This is a genomic window from Acinetobacter sp. YH01003, assembly GCF_013420525.1.
Classification (GTDB): domain Bacteria; phylum Pseudomonadota; class Gammaproteobacteria; order Pseudomonadales; family Moraxellaceae; genus Acinetobacter; species Acinetobacter towneri.
Genome location: NZ_VOXY01000001.1, coordinates 1 through 18307, shown reverse-complemented (window position 1 = coordinate 18307; position 18307 = coordinate 1). Strand labels below are relative to the sequence as shown.

21 protein-coding genes and 1 rRNA gene are annotated in these 18307 nt (G+C 41.1%); 14 read left to right on the top strand and 8 right to left on the bottom strand.

Annotation, left to right across the window (positions count from 1 at the left end):
* Window positions 1–3 precede the first annotated feature (3 nt).
* Complete coding sequence (locus tag FTT70_RS00110; RefSeq protein ID WP_180168154.1) at window positions 4–1224, bottom strand: SAM-dependent methyltransferase; 1221 nt, start codon at window positions 1222–1224, stop codon at window positions 4–6.
* Between the two features lie 107 nt (window positions 1225–1331).
* Between FTT70_RS00110 and FTT70_RS00105 the strand changes: the two genes are divergently transcribed.
* Both FTT70_RS00105 and FTT70_RS00100 read left to right on the top strand, forming a co-directional pair.
* Window positions 1332–1979: a hemolysin III family protein gene (locus FTT70_RS00105; RefSeq protein ID WP_004972459.1), complete on the top strand. Its 648-nt coding sequence runs from the start codon at window positions 1332–1334 to the stop codon at window positions 1977–1979.
* Between the two features lie 185 nt (window positions 1980–2164).
* Window positions 2165–3478 (top strand): MFS transporter, encoded by a 1314-nt coding sequence (locus tag FTT70_RS00100; RefSeq protein ID WP_096901571.1) that lies wholly within the window; start codon window positions 2165–2167, stop codon window positions 3476–3478.
* A gap of 66 nt (window positions 3479–3544) precedes the next feature.
* Here FTT70_RS00100 and FTT70_RS00095 read toward each other — a convergent pair whose 3' ends face one another.
* Window positions 3545–4555 carry a metallophosphoesterase gene (locus FTT70_RS00095; RefSeq protein ID WP_004972462.1) on the bottom strand — a complete coding sequence of 337 codons (1011 nt, stop codon included), beginning with the start codon at window positions 4553–4555 and terminating at the stop codon, window positions 3545–3547.
* Between the two features lie 176 nt (window positions 4556–4731).
* Here FTT70_RS00095 and FTT70_RS00090 point away from each other — a divergent pair, with 176 nt between their 5' ends.
* The gene (locus FTT70_RS00090; RefSeq protein WP_257229333.1) at window positions 4732–6342 is read left to right on the top strand and encodes a phospholipase D family protein; all 1611 of its coding nucleotides are present in this window, start codon (window positions 4732–4734) and stop codon (window positions 6340–6342) included.
* A gap of 97 nt (window positions 6343–6439) precedes the next feature.
* On the opposite strand, the gene FTT70_RS00085 is transcribed toward FTT70_RS00090, so the two are convergent.
* On the bottom strand, window positions 6440–7258 hold the full coding sequence (locus tag FTT70_RS00085; protein ID WP_096901584.1) for a 1-acyl-sn-glycerol-3-phosphate acyltransferase: 819 nt from the start codon (window positions 7256–7258) through the stop codon (window positions 6440–6442).
* A 292-nt stretch (window positions 7259–7550) separates the two neighbouring features.
* Between FTT70_RS00085 and hflX the strand changes: the two genes are divergently transcribed.
* The 6 genes from hflX (at window position 7551) to FTT70_RS00055 (ending at window position 11720) form a co-directional block, all read left to right on the top strand.
* Window positions 7551–8891, top strand: coding sequence for a ribosome rescue GTPase HflX (gene hflX / locus FTT70_RS00080; RefSeq protein ID WP_180168153.1), 1341 nt, complete (start codon window positions 7551–7553; stop codon window positions 8889–8891).
* 35 nt (window positions 8892–8926) lie between these two features.
* Complete coding sequence (locus FTT70_RS00075; RefSeq protein ID WP_004972466.1) at window positions 8927–9298, top strand: hypothetical protein; 372 nt, start codon at window positions 8927–8929, stop codon at window positions 9296–9298.
* A 9-nt stretch (window positions 9299–9307) separates the two neighbouring features.
* Window positions 9308–9982, top strand: a complete 675-nt coding sequence (locus tag FTT70_RS00070; RefSeq protein ID WP_004972468.1) for an LrgB family protein — start codon at window positions 9308–9310, stop codon at window positions 9980–9982.
* An 86-nt stretch (window positions 9983–10068) separates the two neighbouring features.
* Entirely contained in the window at window positions 10069–10515 is a 447-nt protein-coding gene (locus FTT70_RS00065; protein ID WP_104853073.1) for a DUF2147 domain-containing protein, read from the top strand.
* A 201-nt stretch (window positions 10516–10716) separates the two neighbouring features.
* On the top strand, window positions 10717–11163 hold the full coding sequence (locus tag FTT70_RS00060) for a DUF2147 domain-containing protein (RefSeq protein ID WP_004972472.1): 447 nt from the start codon (window positions 10717–10719) through the stop codon (window positions 11161–11163).
* Window positions 11164–11267: 104 nt separating this feature from the next.
* Window positions 11268–11720: a DUF2147 domain-containing protein gene (locus tag FTT70_RS00055; RefSeq protein WP_004972473.1), complete on the top strand. Its 453-nt coding sequence runs from the start codon at window positions 11268–11270 to the stop codon at window positions 11718–11720.
* 83 nt (window positions 11721–11803) lie between these two features.
* On the opposite strand, the gene FTT70_RS00050 is transcribed toward FTT70_RS00055, so the two are convergent.
* The 4 genes from FTT70_RS00050 to FTT70_RS00035 form a co-directional block, all read right to left on the bottom strand.
* Complete coding sequence (locus FTT70_RS00050) at window positions 11804–12652, bottom strand: symmetrical bis(5'-nucleosyl)-tetraphosphatase (RefSeq protein ID WP_096901578.1); 849 nt, start codon at window positions 12650–12652, stop codon at window positions 11804–11806.
* A complete protein-coding gene (gene rsmA / locus FTT70_RS00045; protein ID WP_004972477.1) occupies window positions 12652–13464 on the bottom strand; it encodes a 16S rRNA (adenine(1518)-N(6)/adenine(1519)-N(6))-dimethyltransferase RsmA in 813 nt (270 codons plus the stop codon). The genes FTT70_RS00050 and rsmA overlap by 1 nt, the downstream gene beginning before the upstream one ends.
* 19 nt (window positions 13465–13483) lie before the next feature.
* Window positions 13484–14452 carry a 4-hydroxythreonine-4-phosphate dehydrogenase PdxA gene (gene pdxA, locus FTT70_RS00040; RefSeq protein ID WP_136144143.1) on the bottom strand — a complete coding sequence of 323 codons (969 nt, stop codon included), beginning with the start codon at window positions 14450–14452 and terminating at the stop codon, window positions 13484–13486.
* A gap of 62 nt (window positions 14453–14514) precedes the next feature.
* Entirely contained in the window at window positions 14515–14925 is a 411-nt protein-coding gene (locus tag FTT70_RS00035; protein ID WP_004972480.1) for a hypothetical protein, read from the bottom strand.
* 265 nt (window positions 14926–15190) lie between these two features.
* On the opposite strand from FTT70_RS00035, the gene rplM reads away from it, so the two are divergent.
* The 5 genes from rplM to FTT70_RS00010 all read left to right on the top strand — a co-directional run bounded on the left by rplM (window position 15191) and on the right by FTT70_RS00010 (window position 18027).
* Window positions 15191–15619: a 50S ribosomal protein L13 gene (rplM, locus tag FTT70_RS00030; protein ID WP_004909012.1), complete on the top strand. Its 429-nt coding sequence runs from the start codon at window positions 15191–15193 to the stop codon at window positions 15617–15619.
* 12 nt (window positions 15620–15631) lie between these two features.
* Window positions 15632–16018 (top strand): 30S ribosomal protein S9, encoded by a 387-nt coding sequence (gene rpsI, locus FTT70_RS00025; protein WP_004972483.1) that lies wholly within the window; start codon window positions 15632–15634, stop codon window positions 16016–16018.
* Window positions 16019–16267: 249 nt separating this feature from the next.
* Window positions 16268–16921 carry a glutathione S-transferase N-terminal domain-containing protein gene (locus FTT70_RS00020; protein WP_096901581.1) on the top strand — a complete coding sequence of 218 codons (654 nt, stop codon included), beginning with the start codon at window positions 16268–16270 and terminating at the stop codon, window positions 16919–16921.
* A 10-nt stretch (window positions 16922–16931) separates the two neighbouring features.
* Complete coding sequence (locus tag FTT70_RS00015; RefSeq protein WP_180168152.1) at window positions 16932–17360, top strand: ClpXP protease specificity-enhancing factor; 429 nt, start codon at window positions 16932–16934, stop codon at window positions 17358–17360.
* Between the two features lie 16 nt (window positions 17361–17376).
* Entirely contained in the window at window positions 17377–18027 is a 651-nt protein-coding gene (locus tag FTT70_RS00010; RefSeq protein ID WP_180168151.1) for a hypothetical protein, read from the top strand.
* 161 nt (window positions 18028–18188) lie between these two features.
* Here FTT70_RS00010 and rrf read toward each other — a convergent pair.
* A 5S ribosomal RNA gene (gene rrf, locus FTT70_RS00005) occupies window positions 18189–18303 on the bottom strand.
* Window positions 18304–18307: the final 4 nt, after the last annotated feature.

The following is an 18307-nucleotide window of genomic DNA, read 5'->3' as shown; positions in this document are numbered from 1 at the left end:
TGCTTAGCACTTAGAACCAATGCCCTGTTGATCCCACTGATCGTTCAACAACAACTCCAAAGAATGTTTTTGAATACCGTACATGGTTTTTAAATCACGAATTTGTGCCAAAACTGCTTGATCAGGTTCACTCCAATTTTGACGTTTGGTTGCCAAAATCATTTTGTTTTTACTGGTGTGTTCTAAAGCGACAAACTCAAAAACTTTGGTGTCATAACCATAGGCTTTGAGCAATAAAGCGCGGATGGTATCGGTTAACATTTCCGCCTGTTGCCCTGCATGAATGCCAAATTGCAGCATCGGTTGCAACACGCTTGGGCTTTGTAATTGTGGACGCAACTCTTTATGGCAACACGGCGCGCACATAATCATTTGTGCATTCAGGCGAATACCAGTATGAATTGCAAAATCGGTGGCGACATCACAGGCATGCAAAGCAATCATTACATCTAAATGTTCTGGCTGATAGGTGCGCACATCGCCCTGAAAAAAATCTAGCTGCTGAAAGTCTGAAGCACTCGCCACCGACTGACAAAACTCAACCATTTTCGGGTTTAGTTCCACCTCAGTCACAAAGGGAATAAATTGCTGCTTTTGCAAATAGTCATAGAGCGCAAAAGTTAAATAGCCTTTGCCTGAACCAAAATCCACCACGCGCAAGGTATTTTCCGAAATTTTGATTTGCGCCAAGGCACCCGAAAAAATTTCAATAAATTTATTAATCTGTTTCCATTTACGCGCCATGCTCGGAATAATTTGCGCTTTGGCATCGCTAATCCCCAAGTGTTGTAAAAATGGGCTGGATTGATCGACATAACGCTGCTTTTCTCGGTCATGTCCTTGTGGTTCTTTCGGTTTCGCTATAGTCGGTGCTGTTTTACTAATGCTGAGCATGGCTTTCTTTTTGTTCTTTTTTAGCTGAATTTCCTGATCTGTCGTAAATAAATTGGCCTGTTTACAATCTGCCAATAAGTGACTCAATTGTATCTGTGCTTCTGCCAAAGGATAGTTTTTGGTGATATCCTGCGTTTTATGGCGATACAAACAAGTTAAAACGGTGTCTTGATTTAGCTGAATCACCCGTAAGGTGATTTTTTCTAATTGTTCCAGTTCGCCTTTATATTGACTCAGCACCACACGATCAAGCTTTTGTGTATCAATGGCTTGCTGAAAAGCCTCTAAGAATTGTTGTTCCTGCACAGAGGGAGAAGCCAAAGTCGACATAATAAAAACCTGAAAAAATTACAATTCAAGTTTAATTGTTATTACCCTAAAAGCAAAATTGAATTACGATACAGTTGTATAATTAAAGAAATTAAAGCAGATTCGCCATGAAATTAAATGCCCCTTTAGTGCCTGATTATGACCTGCAAGAAGAACGGATTAACTATCTGAGCCATGGTGTTGGTGCGGCTTTGGCATTTATTGCAGGTATTCTTTTAATCATTAAAGGTGCGTATTTAAGTACGGGACAATGGCTAGGTTTGTGGGCCTATGCAATAAGCATGGTACTGCTTTTTTCTGCTTCAATGCTGTATCACATGGCAACCGCAGCAGACCGTCGTTATTTTTATAAAAAGTTAGATCACACCGCAATTTATTATTTAATTGCAGGGACTTATACCCCATTTTTATCCATCGCGATTCCTACTCAAAAAGCACAATATTTGTTAATTGCCCTGTGGATTATTGCCCTGATTGGCACCCTATTTAAACTGGTATTTATCAACCGTTTTCATAAAATTTCTTTAATTGCCTACTTGGTGATGGGTTGGTTAGCCGTTCTGGTCATGGACGATATGCAAGCCTATTTAAGCAGCCAAGCCCTGACCTTTTTGCTAATTGGCGGCATTGCCTACACCGTGGGTGCATTGTTTTATGCCTTAAAACGCGTAAGATATACCCACGCAATTTGGCATGTATTTGTCTTAATTGGTGCAGGCGCACACTTTCTGGCAATTTATCTGTATGTGATTTAACGCTGAATATCGCTCATGTCTTACAGATAAAACGATCAGATTTGAATGGTGTTCATGGATGCAGTTTTGTAACCGACTTCTTGTTCAAAAAAGTATAACTACAAGAAGTATCTACTATTTTTCTGCCAGTGCGGTCTGTGCCAAATTGCACTTTCATTTAAAATTCACTTTACATAAGGTCCTGTATGGCATCTTCATCTACTGCTGCCGCTGAACAGCCGACTCAAAATTCTAAATTTCGAGTACTGACTGCAAGCTTGGTCGGTACCACCATCGAGTTTTTTGACTTTTATATCTACGCCACTGCGGCAGTCATTATTTTCCCGTATCTGTTCTTTCCGACCAGTACTGACCCAATGACGGCAACCATTCAATCTCTCGCCACCTTTGCAATTGCCTTTATCGCCCGTCCAATTGGCGCAGCTTTATTTGGACATTTAGGAGATCGGATTGGACGCAAAGCCACTTTGGTCGCGGCATTATTGACCATGGGAATTTCTACAGTCTGTATTGGTTTACTGCCGACGTATGCACAAATTGGGATTATCGCGCCATTACTGTTGGCGTTGTGTCGCTTAGGGCAAGGTTTAGGCTTGGGCGGTGAATGGTCGGGAGCAGTACTGTTAGCCACAGAAAATGCCCCTGAAGGTAAACGTGCTTGGTATGGCATGTTCCCACAATTGGGCGCTCCGATTGGTTTTATTCTTGCCACAGGTTCATTCCTTATTTTAGGTGCGCTGATGTCTGAGCAAGACTTTATGACATGGGGCTGGCGCATCCCGTTTATTTCGAGTGCCTTATTGGTGATTGTCGGTTTATGGATTCGCTTAAAACTGCATGAAACGCCTGCCTTCCAAAAAGTGTTGAATAAACAAAAAGAAGTCAATGTGCCATTTATTCAGGTCTTTAAAAAACACGCTAAAATGTTAGTGCTCGGAACAATCGCTGCAATTTGTACCTTTGTGGTGTTTTATCTGACTACAGTATTTGCCTTACAATGGGGCACTAAACAACTGGGTTATTCACGTGAAGAATTCTTAAAACTTCAACTACTAGCCACATTGTGTTTTGCCGCATTTATTCCCCTCTCAGCCGTTTTAGCCGAAAAATTTGGACGTAAAACTACCTCTATTGCGGTGTGCATCGTCTCTGCAATTTTTGGCTTATTCTTTGCCGATATGCTTGCTTCAGGCAGCACATGGATTGTATTTATTTTCCTGTGTATTGGCTTGGCGATTATGGGACTCACTTACGGACCAATTGGTACAGTGTTGTCTGAAATTTTTCCTACTTCTGTACGCTATACAGGCTCGGCACTCACCTTTAACTTGGCGGGTATTTTTGGCGCATCGTTTGCCCCACTGATTGCCACCAAACTTGCCACCACTTATGGCTTGGCTGCAGTTGGTTATTATTTAAGTGCAGCATCCATCTTGTCTTTAATCGCATTCTTAATGATTCGAGAAACCAAACATGATGATGTAAACAATCAAATTTAAGCGTAAAAATTGCATCAAAAAAACCAGCCTCGGCTGGTTTTTTTGATGTAGGTAAGGTGCGGGCGCTTACAATAACTCGATAATATCAATCGTGGGTGGCACACCAAAACGAAAAGGAACACCCACCATTCCAGTCCCCACAGTCACAAATACATCGGCATGATCATGGCGATATAAACCTTTTTTATGCCCTAAAATGGATACTTTTTTCATCACATAATCGGTCAGCCACGGCAGTTCAACCTGCCCACCATGGGTATGCCCTGCCAACATCAACGGACGTGTCGGCAGTTTTGGTACCATATCCACTGTATCAGGGTTATGTGATAACAACACCCACGGCTTATCTTGAGGTAAATCGGGCATATAGCGCATGTCGGTTTTACCTGCCCATAAATCGCCAATACCGAGCAAACGAAACTCATCAAACTCGACAATTCTACCTTCAATATCAATCACGTTATTTTGTTCTAAAGCCGTTTTTAACAGCTCTTGAATGGGCGGGCCAGGATACTGCTCATCATGATTACCATTTACCGAATATACAGGCGCACAAATTTCTTTTAATACCGCCAATTCTTCGACCAATTTATTTTCAGGCTCATAAGTCCAGTCGCCTGCTACAACGACAATATCGGGGTTTTGCAAATTGAGTTTTTTCACAATTTGCTTCAATTGACGCTCATGCCCAGAAAACAAGCCAATATGTAAATCTGCAATTAAAGCAATTTTGACAGGCTTTAATAAACGGCGATCTGCATGAATTTGATATTTGGTAGTTTTGACTTGAATCAAATGCGGTTCAATAAAACGCGCATAGCTCAACACAGCACTGACTAAAAATACAAAAATCGCTTCGTGGATGGAGTAATAGCCCTGAATACCCGCATAAACACTAAAAAAAACCAAAGGCGGCAACAGGTAAGACAAATAAAATGCCAACAAATGCACAAAGGCCTTAAACGGGTGAATGGTTTCTGTATTGGCCTGACTGCGCCATGCTTGCGAAACTGCCCACAGCGCCAAAATTGCCATACCCATATAGAAATACAACACGACTGAATCGTTATCCCACATATTTATTCTCTATTACTTCATACTTCTGCTATTCAATGCTGCGCTAAACCCAGATGTCGCATTTAACCCACACACGTCATATATCTGTATTGTCATATTTATCTTTTCATAGCTGACAATTATACTCAAACCCTATTTTTAACTTATTTGCTCCTCGTGCTAAAAAGGAATTTAATTTGGCAAACCGCAGCTCATCCGCTCCATTTCAAAATATTCGGCACAACGTCTTGTGGCTGAGTTGCGCCTTCGTTTTGACACTCTCAGGCTGTAGCACGCTGCCCAAACAGATTGAACATCCGATCCGGATGGCGTTTGAAACCCCAACCGATCAAACCAGTTTGGCCAAAATTGTACTGCCGCTACGCGAAAAATATCCGCAGCTTACGGGTTATCATGTCCTGTATGATCCGCTCGAAGCCCTAGCAGCACGTATCTATCTGATTAATAAAGCAGAAAAATCTTTAGATTTACAATATTATATTTGGGATAACGATAAAATTGGCGCGCTTGCACTACACGCCATTATTCGTGCGGCAGATCGTGGGGTGAAAGTCCGCTTATTGGTCGATGATAACAATGCCAAAAAAATGGAAGGCATTTATCTCGCGCTCGATCAACACGTCAACATCGACATCAAACTGTATAATCCATATCGCTTTCGACATTATCGTGCCATGGACATGATTTTGGATTTGAAGCGTATTAACCGTCGTATGCACAACAAAAGCTTTATTGCCGATAACCAAATTTCTCTGATTGGTGGGCGCAATATGAGCAATCAATACTATAACGTCAGCGACAATTATCAATTTTCTGATGTCGATGTGATGTTAGTCGGCTCGGCTTCGGATGAAATTATTCACTCTTTTGATGAATACTGGAATGATGACTATGCTTATTCAGTCAAGCAATTGGTCAATCCACAACATTACACCTTGCGTTATGAAAGCTTAAAACAGCAATTAGAACAGCACGATCAAGAAGCCACCGTACAAAATTATTTAGATTTGGTGACTCGTTCTAAAGCGATTGAACAGTGGATGACGCATAGTATTAAGTTCGATTGGGTCAGTGCTGAAGTGGTCAAAGATGCGCCGAGTAAAATTAAAGACCGCGCCTCAAAAGAAGAACATCTCAACTTTCAATTGCTGACGCATTTAGAGAAGCCAAGCAGTAGTGTCGATATTATTTCTGCGTATTTTGTCCCCGAACAATCGGGGGCAGAAAAACTAAAAGACTTGGCGGATGATGGCGTTCAGGTACGCGTACTGACCAACTCCTTTAAAGCCAACGATGTTCCTGTGGTGCATGCTTTTTACGCCAAATATCGAGAAGATTTATTGGCAAATAACGTGCAGCTGTATGAGTTTTTGGCGCGACCTGAAATGGAAAACCTAAACACACATACGCACGAAATTTCCAAAAAAGCCAAAGTCAGTATGAAAGGTTTAAGCCGTTCTAGTTTACATGCCAAACTCATGGCATTGGATGAAAAACAGGTATTTATTGGTTCGTTTAATTTTGACCCACGCTCGGCATATTTAAATACTGAAATTGGGGTGATTTTAAACAGTCCGCCATTGGCTCGCGCAGTTCACCACACCATGGATGTCAATTTGTCCAAATATGCTTATAAACTGGTTTTGGATGCACAGCAAAACATTCAATGGCACATGAAAAATCCACAAGGCGAAACTCAAATTCTGAAAAAAGAACCAGGGATGAAATGGTATCAACGTGCGACAATGAAAATTACCTCATGGCTGCCAATTGAAGGCTTTATGTAGCAACATAATATTGAAGCTGTTGGATGATGACCATTATTCTTAAAAAAATGTGATGTGCTTAGGCTATCTTTAACATGAAGATGCGCCTAAGCATGTTTTATGATGTCAGCACTTGTGGTTTTAATACCTGACGATGCAACTCAGCCAAACCTTCTGTCATGCGTTCCTGTACCACAGCAGTTAAAGATTCAATATCGTGCCCTTCTACCACAATTGCAGGTAACGCCATTAAATGCGCTGTCACTTTCGGCATTTCCAAAACATCTTTCACATGATCAACAAAGGTCATGTCATTAATAAACGGCGCAACAGTATCTAACTCACCTTGCTGATTCACATAACAAATCAGACAAATTTGCACAGGTCGTTTGGCTTCAATTGCTGCCCCTAAAATACGACCATGCACTTTTTTAATTTTGCTTCCATCTGACGTGGTCGCTTCAGGAAAAAATAATACAGGAATATCTTGTTTTAAAAATTGCGTGATTTGTTCACGAATTTTGACTGAATCGCCAGAGCCACGCTTAATAAATAGCGTCCCCCCACCTTTGGCTAACTTACCCAATAACGGCCATTTTTCAATTTCAGCTTTGGCCAGAAAAAATACCCGCGCACTAGAACCCAATACCGCTACATCTAACCACGAAATATGATTACTGACCCATAACGCAGGGTCATGCGGAATTTCACCATGAATTTGCACTTCAATATTAAAAACTTTGCACAATTGACGGCAAAAATATTGCACATAGCGCGTATTGTTCGGGTTGTTGGTGTCTTTATACAATTGATGACGATAGACCAAATAAAACCCTTCACCAATCGCGCCAGCCGTTGCCAGAACTTTTTTGCTATACAAAGCAAGCTTTGCAAAACCATGAATTGGAGATGTGTGAGTTTCAACAGCTGGGTTCATAGGGTCATCACTAATTGTTAAACGCAAAACAACGTATAAAGGTCTATATTTTGCTCATTCTATACTGTTCAATCTGAACTTGCATTGATAATAAAAACCGAAACCTGCATGCAAACATGCGACTTTTGGCAAAATCTAAATAGATAAATTCTATATTGGGGTCATCCTTATAATTGAGTTTACATACGTTGATATAGCATCAAATCAGGGCGCAGGAAAAATCCAATCATCTATTTCCCTGCACAAACATTTTTTCTACTAGAATATAGCTTTAGCATGGAGATTGCGCTGAGTGGAAAATTTTGTGCCACCTCAAGATGGCGAGCGTGTTGTACTGGTCAGTGTCGCTGTCCAAATTTTAGAAGACCTAGATGCCGAAGAATTTCAGCTCTTGGCTGAATCTGCGGGTGCAGAAGTTTTACAACACGTCCACACTCAACGTAGTAAACCCGATGCCAAACTCTTTATTGGCTCAGGCAAAGCCGAAGAAATTGCCGCATTGGTCAAAGAACACGACGCCAATTTGGTCATTTTTGATCATGCACTCAGTCCTGCACAGGCACGTAATTTAGAAAAAGTGATGCAATGCCGTGTGGTTGACCGTACCGAACTCATTTTAGATATTTTTGCTCAACGCGCCCGCACTTACGAAGGTAAATTACAGGTCGAATTGGCACAATTACAACATTTATCTTCACGTTTGGTGCGTAGTCGCAGCAACTTAGACAGTCAAAAAGGCGGTATCGGCTTACGTGGTCCTGGGGAAACCTTGCTTGAAACTGACCGACGCTTATTGCGTATTCGCATGGGACAACTAAAAACCAAACTCGATAAAGTCCGTCAAACCCGTGCACAAGGTCGTGTGGCTCGGCAAAAAGCCGCCATTCCTACCGTTTCATTGGTCGGTTATACCAACGCAGGCAAATCGACCTTATTTAATATTTTGGCGCAAAGTGATGTCTATGCTGCTGACCAACTGTTTGCTACGCTTGACCCTACTTTACGGCGTTTAGAATGGGATGGCATCGGACGTCTGGTATTGGCCGACACCGTTGGCTTTGTAAGAAACCTATCTCACTCTTTGGTGGAATCTTTTAAAGCAACTTTGGAAGAAACCTTAGAAGCCAGTTTATTGCTGCATGTGATTGATTCAAGCAACCCCGATGTGTTGGAACAAATTGAAGCAGTCGAAGGTGTGCTAAAAGAAATTGGCGCAGATGTACCTATTTTGCGGGTTTACAATAAAATTGATGTCTCAGGCGAAACAGCCAAAATTATCTATGAAAAACCGCATCAACCTGACCGTGTCTATGTATCGGCACATTCAGGGCAAGGTTTAGACTTTTTAAAACAAGCCGTACATGAATGTTTGATGGGGCAAATTCAAAAGTTTGATCTTAAATTACAACCTGCTTATGGCAAACTGCGCAATCAACTGTATGCGCTCAATGTCATTCAGGCAGAACAGTACGATGATGAAGGTCAATTACATCTACAAGTCAGCATGGCACCACATAAACTGGAACAACTGATTAAACAGGCACATTTACCGATAGACGAAATTTTAGGTGCACAGGCAGAACAATTTAAACGTCCGCTTGAAGCATTTGAAATTGACGATCAGATCGGTTAAAACGTGATAAGTAAAATTTTAATGAAAGATCAAAAATGAGCAGGATAAAACATATCGATTGGCCAGCATGGATCGGCACACTCCTTTTGATTATTGTGTTTCGTGAAGCCTCTGTATGGATCATGACCCAATTTAATCACCCAGAATTAGGCAATTTAGTCGGTTTGCTCAGCCTGCTGGCGGTATTATTTACATGGCGCAAACTCAGTAAAATTCCTGCTCGTCTGGTCGATACCAACAACAAAATCATGAAAGAAAGTGCCTTTGCCTTTTTACCCATCAGCGCGGGTTCATTAATTATGCTCACGCACATGGGCAAACAAATTCCAATCTTCTTAATTGTGTTGTTTATCAGTACGCTGATCCCGCTTTGGCTGTATGCCAAAATGGCAAAACGCTGGCTTTAGGAGATTAAAATGCTGTCAATTCTATATGGTTTTTTAATCACTCTCGTTGCATATTTACTGGCAAAACCTTGCAACCAAAAAGTCCCGCAAATCCCTGTGATTGTCTTTGGCATGTGTTTTGTGTTGCTACTGTTGTATTTTTTCGGGATTCCATACGAAACTTACGTCGCACAAACCAACCCTTTGTTTAATCAATTATTGGGCTATGTGACAGTTGCACTCGCCATTCCTCTAGCAGCCATGCGTTATGACGATTTACCCCTCAAAGCGATTTTAGGTATTTTGTTCTTTGCCAGTCTTAGTGCTGTGGCGCTGCCGATGGGGCTTGCTTATGCGCTACATATGTCCAGTGCCGATATTATGGCATTTGCCACCCGTGCAGTGACCACGCCGATTGCGATTAATATCGCAACCTTATTAGAAGCACCGATTCAATTGGCAGTATTAATTGTAATTTTATCAGGTGTCGTGGGTGCTGCTTTTTCACCACTTATTTTAAGGCATATCAATGATGAACGTGCTTCAGGTTTGGCACTTGGCTTAGCTGCACATGCCATTGGTACTGCTCAAGCATGGCAACGTGGCAGTGTTGCAGGACGTTATGCTGCCTTTGGCATGGCAGTCAATGCAGTCTTTACCGCAGTTTGGCTGCCAACATTTATACTGTATTTACAAAGAATGTGACTGAGCAATCACTTTTAAAGATTGTGACCATTTCACTTTCTTTTTATTATGAAATATCCAGTTTGCGAAATGAAGGAACATTGAACATGGTCAAGATGAAACTCACCGTTGCCTTAATCTGCTCAGCCTTAGGTAGTTTTGCGCTGGCTCAAGATATTACAGGAACTTGGAAAAACATTGACGATAAAACGGGTTCATCTAAAGCCATTTTAGAAATTCGTCAGGAAAGCAATGGTAGCTATACCGCTAAAATCGTTAAAGTGACGCCACGCCCAGGTTACACACCAAGAGAAACCTGTGTCAACTGCCCTGCGCCTTATACCAACCAACCGATTTTAGGTATGGATGTACTCACTGGCTTAAAATATACAGGTAATTCCAATTTCACAGGCGGGAAAATTATTGACCCTTTAAGCGGCAATATTTACAGCACCAAAGCCAAATTGAGCAATAATGGTAAGCGTTTGACCATGCGCGGTTATGTCGGTGTATCGGCTTTAGGTCGCAGCCAAACTTGGATTAAAAGTGATTAATTTATAAGTTATTCCATCAACTTAATTAATTCACTTTTCACTTAAAATGCCACACGTTCGTGGCATTTTTCACATCTTTTCCAGCATTTTCCCTGCAAGTTTAAGATTAAAAATTTCCTCAAATCTCTTGACTCTTACCACAACTCGCTTTATATCTTGAATTAACCTCTGTAATAACTTTCGACAATCAAAGGAACTGATATGAAGAAAAATGTATTGATGGGTGTATTTGCAAGCTTAATCTTCAGTGGTTCAGCATTTGCTGCAGACCTAACAGGTATCTGGCAAAGTATTGATGACAAAACAGGTTCACCCAAAGCCCTGATTGAAATTACCCAAGCTGAAAATGGCAGCTTTACTGGTAAAATTATCAAAGTCACACCAAGACCGGGCTATACCCCAAAAACTATGTGTGTGAATTGCCCTGCACCTTATACCAACAAACCTTTGGTCGGTTTGGAAATTATTAGTGGCTTAAAGCATGTGGAAAATAACAACTATGCCGATGGGCGTATTTTAGATCCACTTACAGGCAAAATGTATAGCCTGAAAGGTCGTTTAGCATCTAATAATAAACGTCTCACTTTACGTGGTTACGTCGGAATTTCAGCCATTGGTCGGACACAAACGTGGATTCGCCAACAATAAGCGAGTAATTGTGTCTCATCGGTCATTTTTTCTGGATACTCGGGACTTTGTGTCCGTTAATTCACAGATTAGACTAGCCGCAAAGACCGAGTAAGGGAAATAAAATGATTCAGAAATTGGCTTTAGGAATAGCCGTCATCTTCGGCAGTCTAAGCACTTTGGCGATGGCACAAGATTTAGCAGGAACTTGGCAACAAATTGATGATAAAACAGGCTCACCCAAAGCTGTCATCGAAATTCGTAAAGAAGCCAATCAAACCTATACGGGTAAAATTGTGAAAGTAACCCCGCGTCCGGGTTATACCCCACGTGAACTTTGTAATAAATGCCCTGCGCCTTATACCGACCAACCTATTTTAGGGATGGATATTTTAAAAGGCTTACAACAAGTCAAAAACAGCAACAATTACGAAAAAGGACGCGTAATTGATCCATTGGCAGGTCGTATTTACGATGCAAAAATTCGCCTCAACTCAACAGGTAAACGTTTAACTTTACGTGCTTATATGGGTGTATCTACACTAGGTCGCAGTCAAACTTGGATTCGAATTCAATAAAATTCAAGATAAAAAATAGCCACCTCAATAGGTGGCTATTTTCATTTCATCATCACATTTTTAAATTTTAAAGATGAATGTTATTACCATTCTGCCAGCGGATTATCCACTGCAAACAATTGCTGATCTTCCAAACGATAAGCCACAAGCTGATTGCCCCACACACAACCGCCATCCACATTTTGAATATTGTCGGCTACCGTTTGTCCCTGCAATGCTGCCCAATGACCAAATACGATTTGATGTGTTTGCGCAGCTAAAGATGGATATTCAAACCACGGTTTAAAACCTTCTGGCATCGGATCATCTAAGGCATCTTTAAAGCTGAATTCCAAACCACCCTGTGCATTGGCTAAACGCATACGGGTCAAATAGTTGGTAATACAACGTAAACGCGCATGCCCCTCTAAATCATCCGACCAAACTGCAGGTTCTGCCCCATACATTTCCTTTAAGAATGCATCCACTACCTCAAAGTCCTCATGCCCAATCACCGCCTCAACTTCTTTTGCCAAAGCTGCGGTTTGTTCCGCATTCCAAATATGTGGAATACCTGCATGAGTTAAAATGGTGTTTTCATTAGGAAAAAGACACAATGGTTGTTTACGCAACCAATCAATCAAATCATCACTGTCAATTGCATCAATCACATCACGAGTGTTGTCTTGTGCTTTGATTTTCTTTAAGCCACGTGCGCCTGCCAACAAGGTTAAATCGTGATTGCCTAACACCGTTGCTGCAACGCCACGATCTACCAGTTTTTTAATAAAACGCAAAGCACCTACCGAGTTTTCACCCCGCGCGACTAAATCGCCTGCAAACCAAATAAAATCTTGATCGGGATCGAACTGTATTTCTTTTAATAACAGTTTTAAGGCTTCAAAGCAGCCCTGCACATCACCAATGACATAGTTGTATCGAATTGCTGCCATTAATTCACCATCTGATCTGCCAATGCGACAAATGCACTCAAACTTAAAGTTTCAGGACGTGCCATTGGGTCTACCCCTGCACGTTCAAACGCATCTTCAGCCAACATGCCTTTTAAGCTATTGCGCAATGTTTTACGACGTTGGGTAAATACATGCGCCACCAAACGTGCCAATGCTTTTTCATCTTTGGCAATAATCGGTTTAGTCACATAAGGCTCTAAACGGAATACTGCAGAAGTCACTTTAGGCGGTGGATTAAATGCGCCAGGCGGTACTTCAAACAAGAACGTTGGCTTACAGTAATACTGCATCATCACCGATAAACGCCCATATTCTTTGGTATTCGGTTCAGCCGTGATACGATCTACCACTTCTTTTTGCAGCATAAAGTGCATGTCTTTAACTTTGTCACCAAACTCTAAGAGATGAAACAAAAGCGGCGTCGAAATGTTATACGGCAAGTTTCCAACCACACGTAGCGGGCGCCCTTCCTGAAATAACTCGGTAAAGTCATATTTCAGCGCGTCACTTTCTACAATAGTTAAACGCTCAGGATGTGGCACACGTCCTGGTAAGCCTGCGGCCAAATCACGGTCTAATTCCACTACAGTCAAAGCATCACACTCACCAATTAAAGGTGAGGTCAATGCCGCTAAACCCGGTCCAATCTCGACAATATTATCGCCTGGACGTGGGTTCACTGAGCGGACAATTTTGGCAATCACGCGTTGATCATGCAAAAAGTTTTGACCAAAGCGTTTACGAGCCTGATGCCCTTCATCTTTTGGGTTTAGGGCATTAATTTGATACATAAAGATTTCCAAGCTGAAATTATGAACGTGCTAAATCCAGCGCTAAATCGACAGCAACATGCAAGCTAGAACTTTTCGCAAGTCCCGTACCTGCGAGGGAGAGCGCTGTGCCGTGATCGACTGAAGTGCGAATAAACGGTAAGCCTAAAGTAATATTGATTGCTTCACCAAAGCCCTGAGATTTTAACACAGGTAAACCCTGATCGTGATACATCGCTAAAACTGCATCGGTATCTTTTAAATTTTCTGGGGTAAATAAAGTATCTGCAGGTAAACTTAAACTGAGATTTTCACCGCGATTACGGTAATTTTGCAGCACAGGATTAATCACCTCAATTTCTTCCATGCCTAAATAACCATCTTCGCCCGCATGTGGGTTCAAACCACAGACCAATACTTTAGGATGTTCAATTTTAAACTTGCTTTTTAGATCGTGCAGCAAAATATCAATTACTTGTTCTAAACGTGTTTTGGTAATGGCATCTGCCACGGCACGTAAAGGTAAATGCGTGGTCGCCAAGGCAACGCGTAAGGTTTTGGTGGCTAACATCATCACCACACGCGCAACACCTGCAAACTCCTGATAATATTCAGTGTGCCCACTAAAAGAAATACCAGCTTCATTAATAATAGATTTTTGCACGGGTGCTGTCGCCACGCCCACACTCTTACCTGTCATTGCATAAGAAGCTGAGCGACGTAATTGCTCCAAAACGTAAGCTGCATTTTGTGCATTTAAATGCCCCAACTCAACATCTACAGCCAAAGGCACATGCTCAACATATAACTGCCCAAGCGCTGCAGGCTGTTGCTGACCTGAATATTCAATCAATTCGACTTGTTGCTTTAGAATTTCGGTGCGTTGTTGTAATAATTGATGATCTGCCAATACCACAATTGGACGCTCATCTTGTCGAGCTGCCAGACTTAGACAAATATCAGGTCCAATACCTGCAGGTTCACCACTGGTGACATATAAAGGGCGCATGCAGCTTCATCCACTATAGCTAGGTGTAGCTGAATTATAGCGCCATCCTGAGCAAAATTGTTTTATCTCCAATCTAATCTAAATCGGCTATCTAAGATGCCCATCTGATGCGCCCATTCCGAAATGCCAATCACGACCATACATAACAACAAACCTATAAATAGTATTTTGGGCGCTTGTTGAGTGACTGCTCGATAGTTTTGATCAGATAGACTCAACATGATGAAGCCACCGATGCCATATAGCATAAAAGGGAGCAAGGTGATGTGCATAAATACAGAATAGATTAAGATAAAAGCAAATACATCAGTACCATAAGCTGCACCTACCAACAAAAATGCCAGTTCATACAGAGCAATTAATGTGATGAAAAAACCTGCTATAAATTTTAGCAGTTTATTTGGTTTCGGCTTTAATGCTTCTGTCGTTAATGCTTTTGTCGTTGTAGCGACGCGTTCTAAATCATCAGACATAGTGATCCGTCCTCATCATTATTATTAGCTGCGACCATACAGAAAAAGCTAAAACAGCACTAGATAAAGAAGATCAATACCTGATTTTTACTGTCGTGAAATGGTCGCTAGAGGTGATTTTGCTTTTATAACCAAACTTGATAAAATATAGCGCTTAAAATGTGACTTTTCCATTGTAGTTCTACCCATTCTCAGGTAGAATTCGGACTCCTTTTTGTTTGGACAGCTTCCATAGTCCAAACCAACTATAATAGGTAGTGGTTTAATGAAAACTCTCAGCGCTAAGCCAGCTGAAGTTCAGCACGACTGGTACGTTGTTGATGCTTCTGGCAAAACTCTAGGTCGCCTTGCGACAGAAATCGCTCGTCGTTTACGCGGTAAGCACAAAACTTCTTATACTCCTCACGTTGACACTGGCGACTACATCGTTGTCATCAATGCTGAGCAAGTTCAAGTGACTGGTAACAAATCACTTGACAAGAAATACTATCGCCACACTGGTTTCCCTGGTGGTATCCGTGAAACTAATTTCGAGAAATTAGTTGCTCACAAACCAGAAGAAATCTTCCAACGCGCTGTAAAAGGCATGTTGCCAAAAGGTCCTCTTGGTTATGCTATGATCAAGAAAATGAAAGTGTACGCTGGTGCTGAGCATCCTCACACAGCTCAACAGCCACAAGTTTTGGACATCTAAGGGATACAGCACATGGCTACTAACTATGGTACAGGTCGCCGTAAGACCGCAACTGCACGTGTTTTCTTATCAGCTGGTACAGGTAAACTCGTAATTAACAACCGTACTCTTGAGCAATATTTCGGTCGTGAAACTGCTCGTATGATCGTACGTCAACCATTAGAGCTTCTTGAAGCTACTGAAAAATATGACCTTTACATCACTGTTGCTGGTGGTGGTATTGGTGGTCAAGCTGGTGCAATCCGTCACGGTATTACTCGTGCATTGATCGCATCTGACGACACTTTAAAACCTGCTCTTCGTCAAGCTGGTTTCGTTACTCGTGATGCTCGTGAAGTTGAACGTAAGAAACTTGGTTTACGTAAAGCTCGTAAACGTCCACAATTCTCTAAACGTTAATTCGTTTACCGAATCGGATACAAAAAAAGCCTTGAATTTTCCAAGGCTTTTTTTATGCAAATCAACGAGCTGAGCATTTTAAGCCAGATAAACAATTCGGATTCACATACACCAAAAATCAAAATTCAATACAGTCCAAAAATTGAAAACCAATCAACAAATATCTCATACACTTTTATCAGCTTTGCTGGGTGATTTTAGTGGCTAAGTTTAGTATCCTATTCTATTCATTTGGTTTTATTTCGGATTATGTCAGTCGAGAACGCACCCTTACAAGGCATTACCCTCTACAGTCATGCGGACGACTTTCGCTCACATTGGATTCGTTACGTTCTGGCCGAAAAACAAATCAAATATCAACTGATTTTGGTCGATTATGAAGATGAAGATCTTGCAAGCCTGAATCCGTATAATCAACTTCCAATGCTGCTAGAAAACGATTTAAAACTCTTTAATACTGCGATTATTTCCGAATATCTGGATGATCGTTATCGACAAAATAAACTCTATGCAGATGCACCTATGCCACGTGCAGAACAAAGACAATATATTTGGCGCTTTGAACAAGACTGGTTCAAACTTGCCGATCAGATGCTACGTCATCCTGATAGCTTAGATTACACAACACAGCGCGCTGCACAAAAAAAATTACGTGATACACTCATTTCACTGACACCATTATTTCAGCATTATCCTTATTTCATGTCAGAAAATTTCAGTATTTTAGATTGCATGCTGGCATCCTTATTTATACGGCTAAAAGCCATGGGCATAGAATTACCTCAACAACACTGTCGTCCAATTTTCCTGTATTGTCAGCGGATTTTTTCACGCCCTGCCTTCACTCAAGCAATGACTTTGCAAGAAAAAAATCGCTATCAAGAATTTTTAATTCATACTTAAAGAGCATATTATGTCTGAATCTGAAATCAATTTAAGTCCAACCCGTCCTTATTTAGCCCGCGCAATTTATGAATGGATTTGTGATAACCAACTCACACCACATTTATTGGTCGATGCTACACAGCCGAATACGCTTGTTCCTGAACAATTTATTCAGGATGGTCAGATTGTCCTAAATATCATTCCACATGCAGTGCATGCCTTACACATGAGCAATGATGCAATCACCTTCTCTGCACGCTTTGGTGGCGTATCACGCGACTTATATGTACCTATGAATGCCGTCGTAGGTATCTATGCAAGAGAGAATGGACAAGGCTTATTCTTTGATCCAAGTGAGTATGCACATATCCAAAATGATCAAGATGCTTTAGAATCAAAGACTGAAGAAAAAACCGAACAAACTAAGAAAAAACCAAGCCTTAGATTATTAGATTAAAACAATGGAGTAGTGAATGGCTTTTGATTTAGTACAATATTTTGCAGCGCAGATTAAACTTCAAAAGCCCTCGCTTTTGAAACAATATAATGCTGTTGATCGCGACCAATATATTCAAGAAATCAATGCGCTGAGCTTAGGCAAACTGGTCAGTCTGTGGCGAGAAGACAACCAAAAACTTTATCAAGAAATTGATCATCAAGATGAATTATATATTCAGGAAATTGCACGTCGACTCACCACATCTCCACACAATCAGTCACCTCTCTCCAAAACTGAGCTTGAACAGAATATTAGTGAAGTCTTAGCCTTACAACTCACAGAGCTCAAGCAATTGGATCAAACCGGTAATTTTGGCAATAAAGGTCTAGGTGAATTATTGCTAGGTCAAATTGAACATTTATCTGGTCAAGCGGATGATTGGGTTTGGTCAACAAACGATCTAATAGAGTTAAAAGGTTCTAAACCAATTCCTCAAGAAGAGCTATCATTAGAGACATCAATGAAGGAGTTTAATCAAATGGTACAACAACATACCCACGATGATCATCAAAATATTGAGCCTGTAGAAGCAATTGTACCCACTTGGTCTAAAGTACTAGAACCTATCGTTGCGATTGCGATTTTAGCAATTCTATGGTGTTCCGTTACTCAATTATTCGCTTAAATCAATCTTCTCTCTAAGCCCTAATAAAACCATCCTCAGATGGTTTTATTTTGCCTTCACTTTTATGTTTCCTTTCTTTTTATAATTTTATTTTTCTAACTTTATTTTCTTTCCCGCATAAAAAACACCCCCAACGCTAGTTGAGGGTGTTTAGAATAATGAGCTGGCGATGACTTACTCTCACATGGGTAACCCCACACTACCATCAGCGCGAAGAGGTTTCACTTCTGAGTTCGGGAAGGGATCAGGTGGTTCACTCTTGCTATGGTCGCCAGCACAA

Bases quoted from the DNA above. Each gene is read 5' to 3' on its own strand.
- FTT70_RS00110 (WP_180168154.1), bottom strand. From the start codon at position 1,224: ATGTCGACTTTGGCTTCTCCCTCTGTGCAGGAACAACAATTCTTAGAG.
- rsmA (WP_004972477.1), bottom strand. From the start codon at position 13,464: ATGTATCAAATTAATGCCCTAAACCCAAAAGATGAAGGGCATCAGGCT.
- FTT70_RS00070 (WP_004972468.1), top strand. From the start codon at position 9,308: ATGCTGTCAATTCTATATGGTTTTTTAATCACTCTCGTTGCATATTTA.
- FTT70_RS00085 (WP_096901584.1), bottom strand. From the start codon at position 7,258: ATGAACCCAGCTGTTGAAACTCACACATCTCCAATTCATGGTTTTGCA.
- FTT70_RS00010 (WP_180168151.1), top strand. From the start codon at position 17,377: ATGGCTTTTGATTTAGTACAATATTTTGCAGCGCAGATTAAACTTCAA.
- FTT70_RS00020 (WP_096901581.1), top strand. From the start codon at position 16,268: ATGTCAGTCGAGAACGCACCCTTACAAGGCATTACCCTCTACAGTCAT.
- pdxA (WP_136144143.1), bottom strand. From the start codon at position 14,452: ATGCGCCCTTTATATGTCACCAGTGGTGAACCTGCAGGTATTGGACCT.
- FTT70_RS00105 (WP_004972459.1), top strand. From the start codon at position 1,332: ATGAAATTAAATGCCCCTTTAGTGCCTGATTATGACCTGCAAGAAGAA.
- FTT70_RS00075 (WP_004972466.1), top strand. From the start codon at position 8,927: ATGAGCAGGATAAAACATATCGATTGGCCAGCATGGATCGGCACACTC.
- FTT70_RS00050 (WP_096901578.1), bottom strand. From the start codon at position 12,652: ATGGCAGCAATTCGATACAACTATGTCATTGGTGATGTGCAGGGCTGC.
- rplM (WP_004909012.1), top strand. From the start codon at position 15,191: ATGAAAACTCTCAGCGCTAAGCCAGCTGAAGTTCAGCACGACTGGTAC.
- FTT70_RS00035 (WP_004972480.1), bottom strand. From the start codon at position 14,925: ATGTCTGATGATTTAGAACGCGTCGCTACAACGACAAAAGCATTAACG.
- rpsI (WP_004972483.1), top strand. From the start codon at position 15,632: ATGGCTACTAACTATGGTACAGGTCGCCGTAAGACCGCAACTGCACGT.
- FTT70_RS00060 (WP_004972472.1), top strand. From the start codon at position 10,717: ATGAAGAAAAATGTATTGATGGGTGTATTTGCAAGCTTAATCTTCAGT.
- FTT70_RS00015 (WP_180168152.1), top strand. From the start codon at position 16,932: ATGTCTGAATCTGAAATCAATTTAAGTCCAACCCGTCCTTATTTAGCC.
- FTT70_RS00065 (WP_104853073.1), top strand. From the start codon at position 10,069: ATGGTCAAGATGAAACTCACCGTTGCCTTAATCTGCTCAGCCTTAGGT.
- FTT70_RS00100 (WP_096901571.1), top strand. From the start codon at position 2,165: ATGGCATCTTCATCTACTGCTGCCGCTGAACAGCCGACTCAAAATTCT.
- FTT70_RS00055 (WP_004972473.1), top strand. From the start codon at position 11,268: ATGATTCAGAAATTGGCTTTAGGAATAGCCGTCATCTTCGGCAGTCTA.
- FTT70_RS00095 (WP_004972462.1), bottom strand. From the start codon at position 4,555: ATGTGGGATAACGATTCAGTCGTGTTGTATTTCTATATGGGTATGGCA.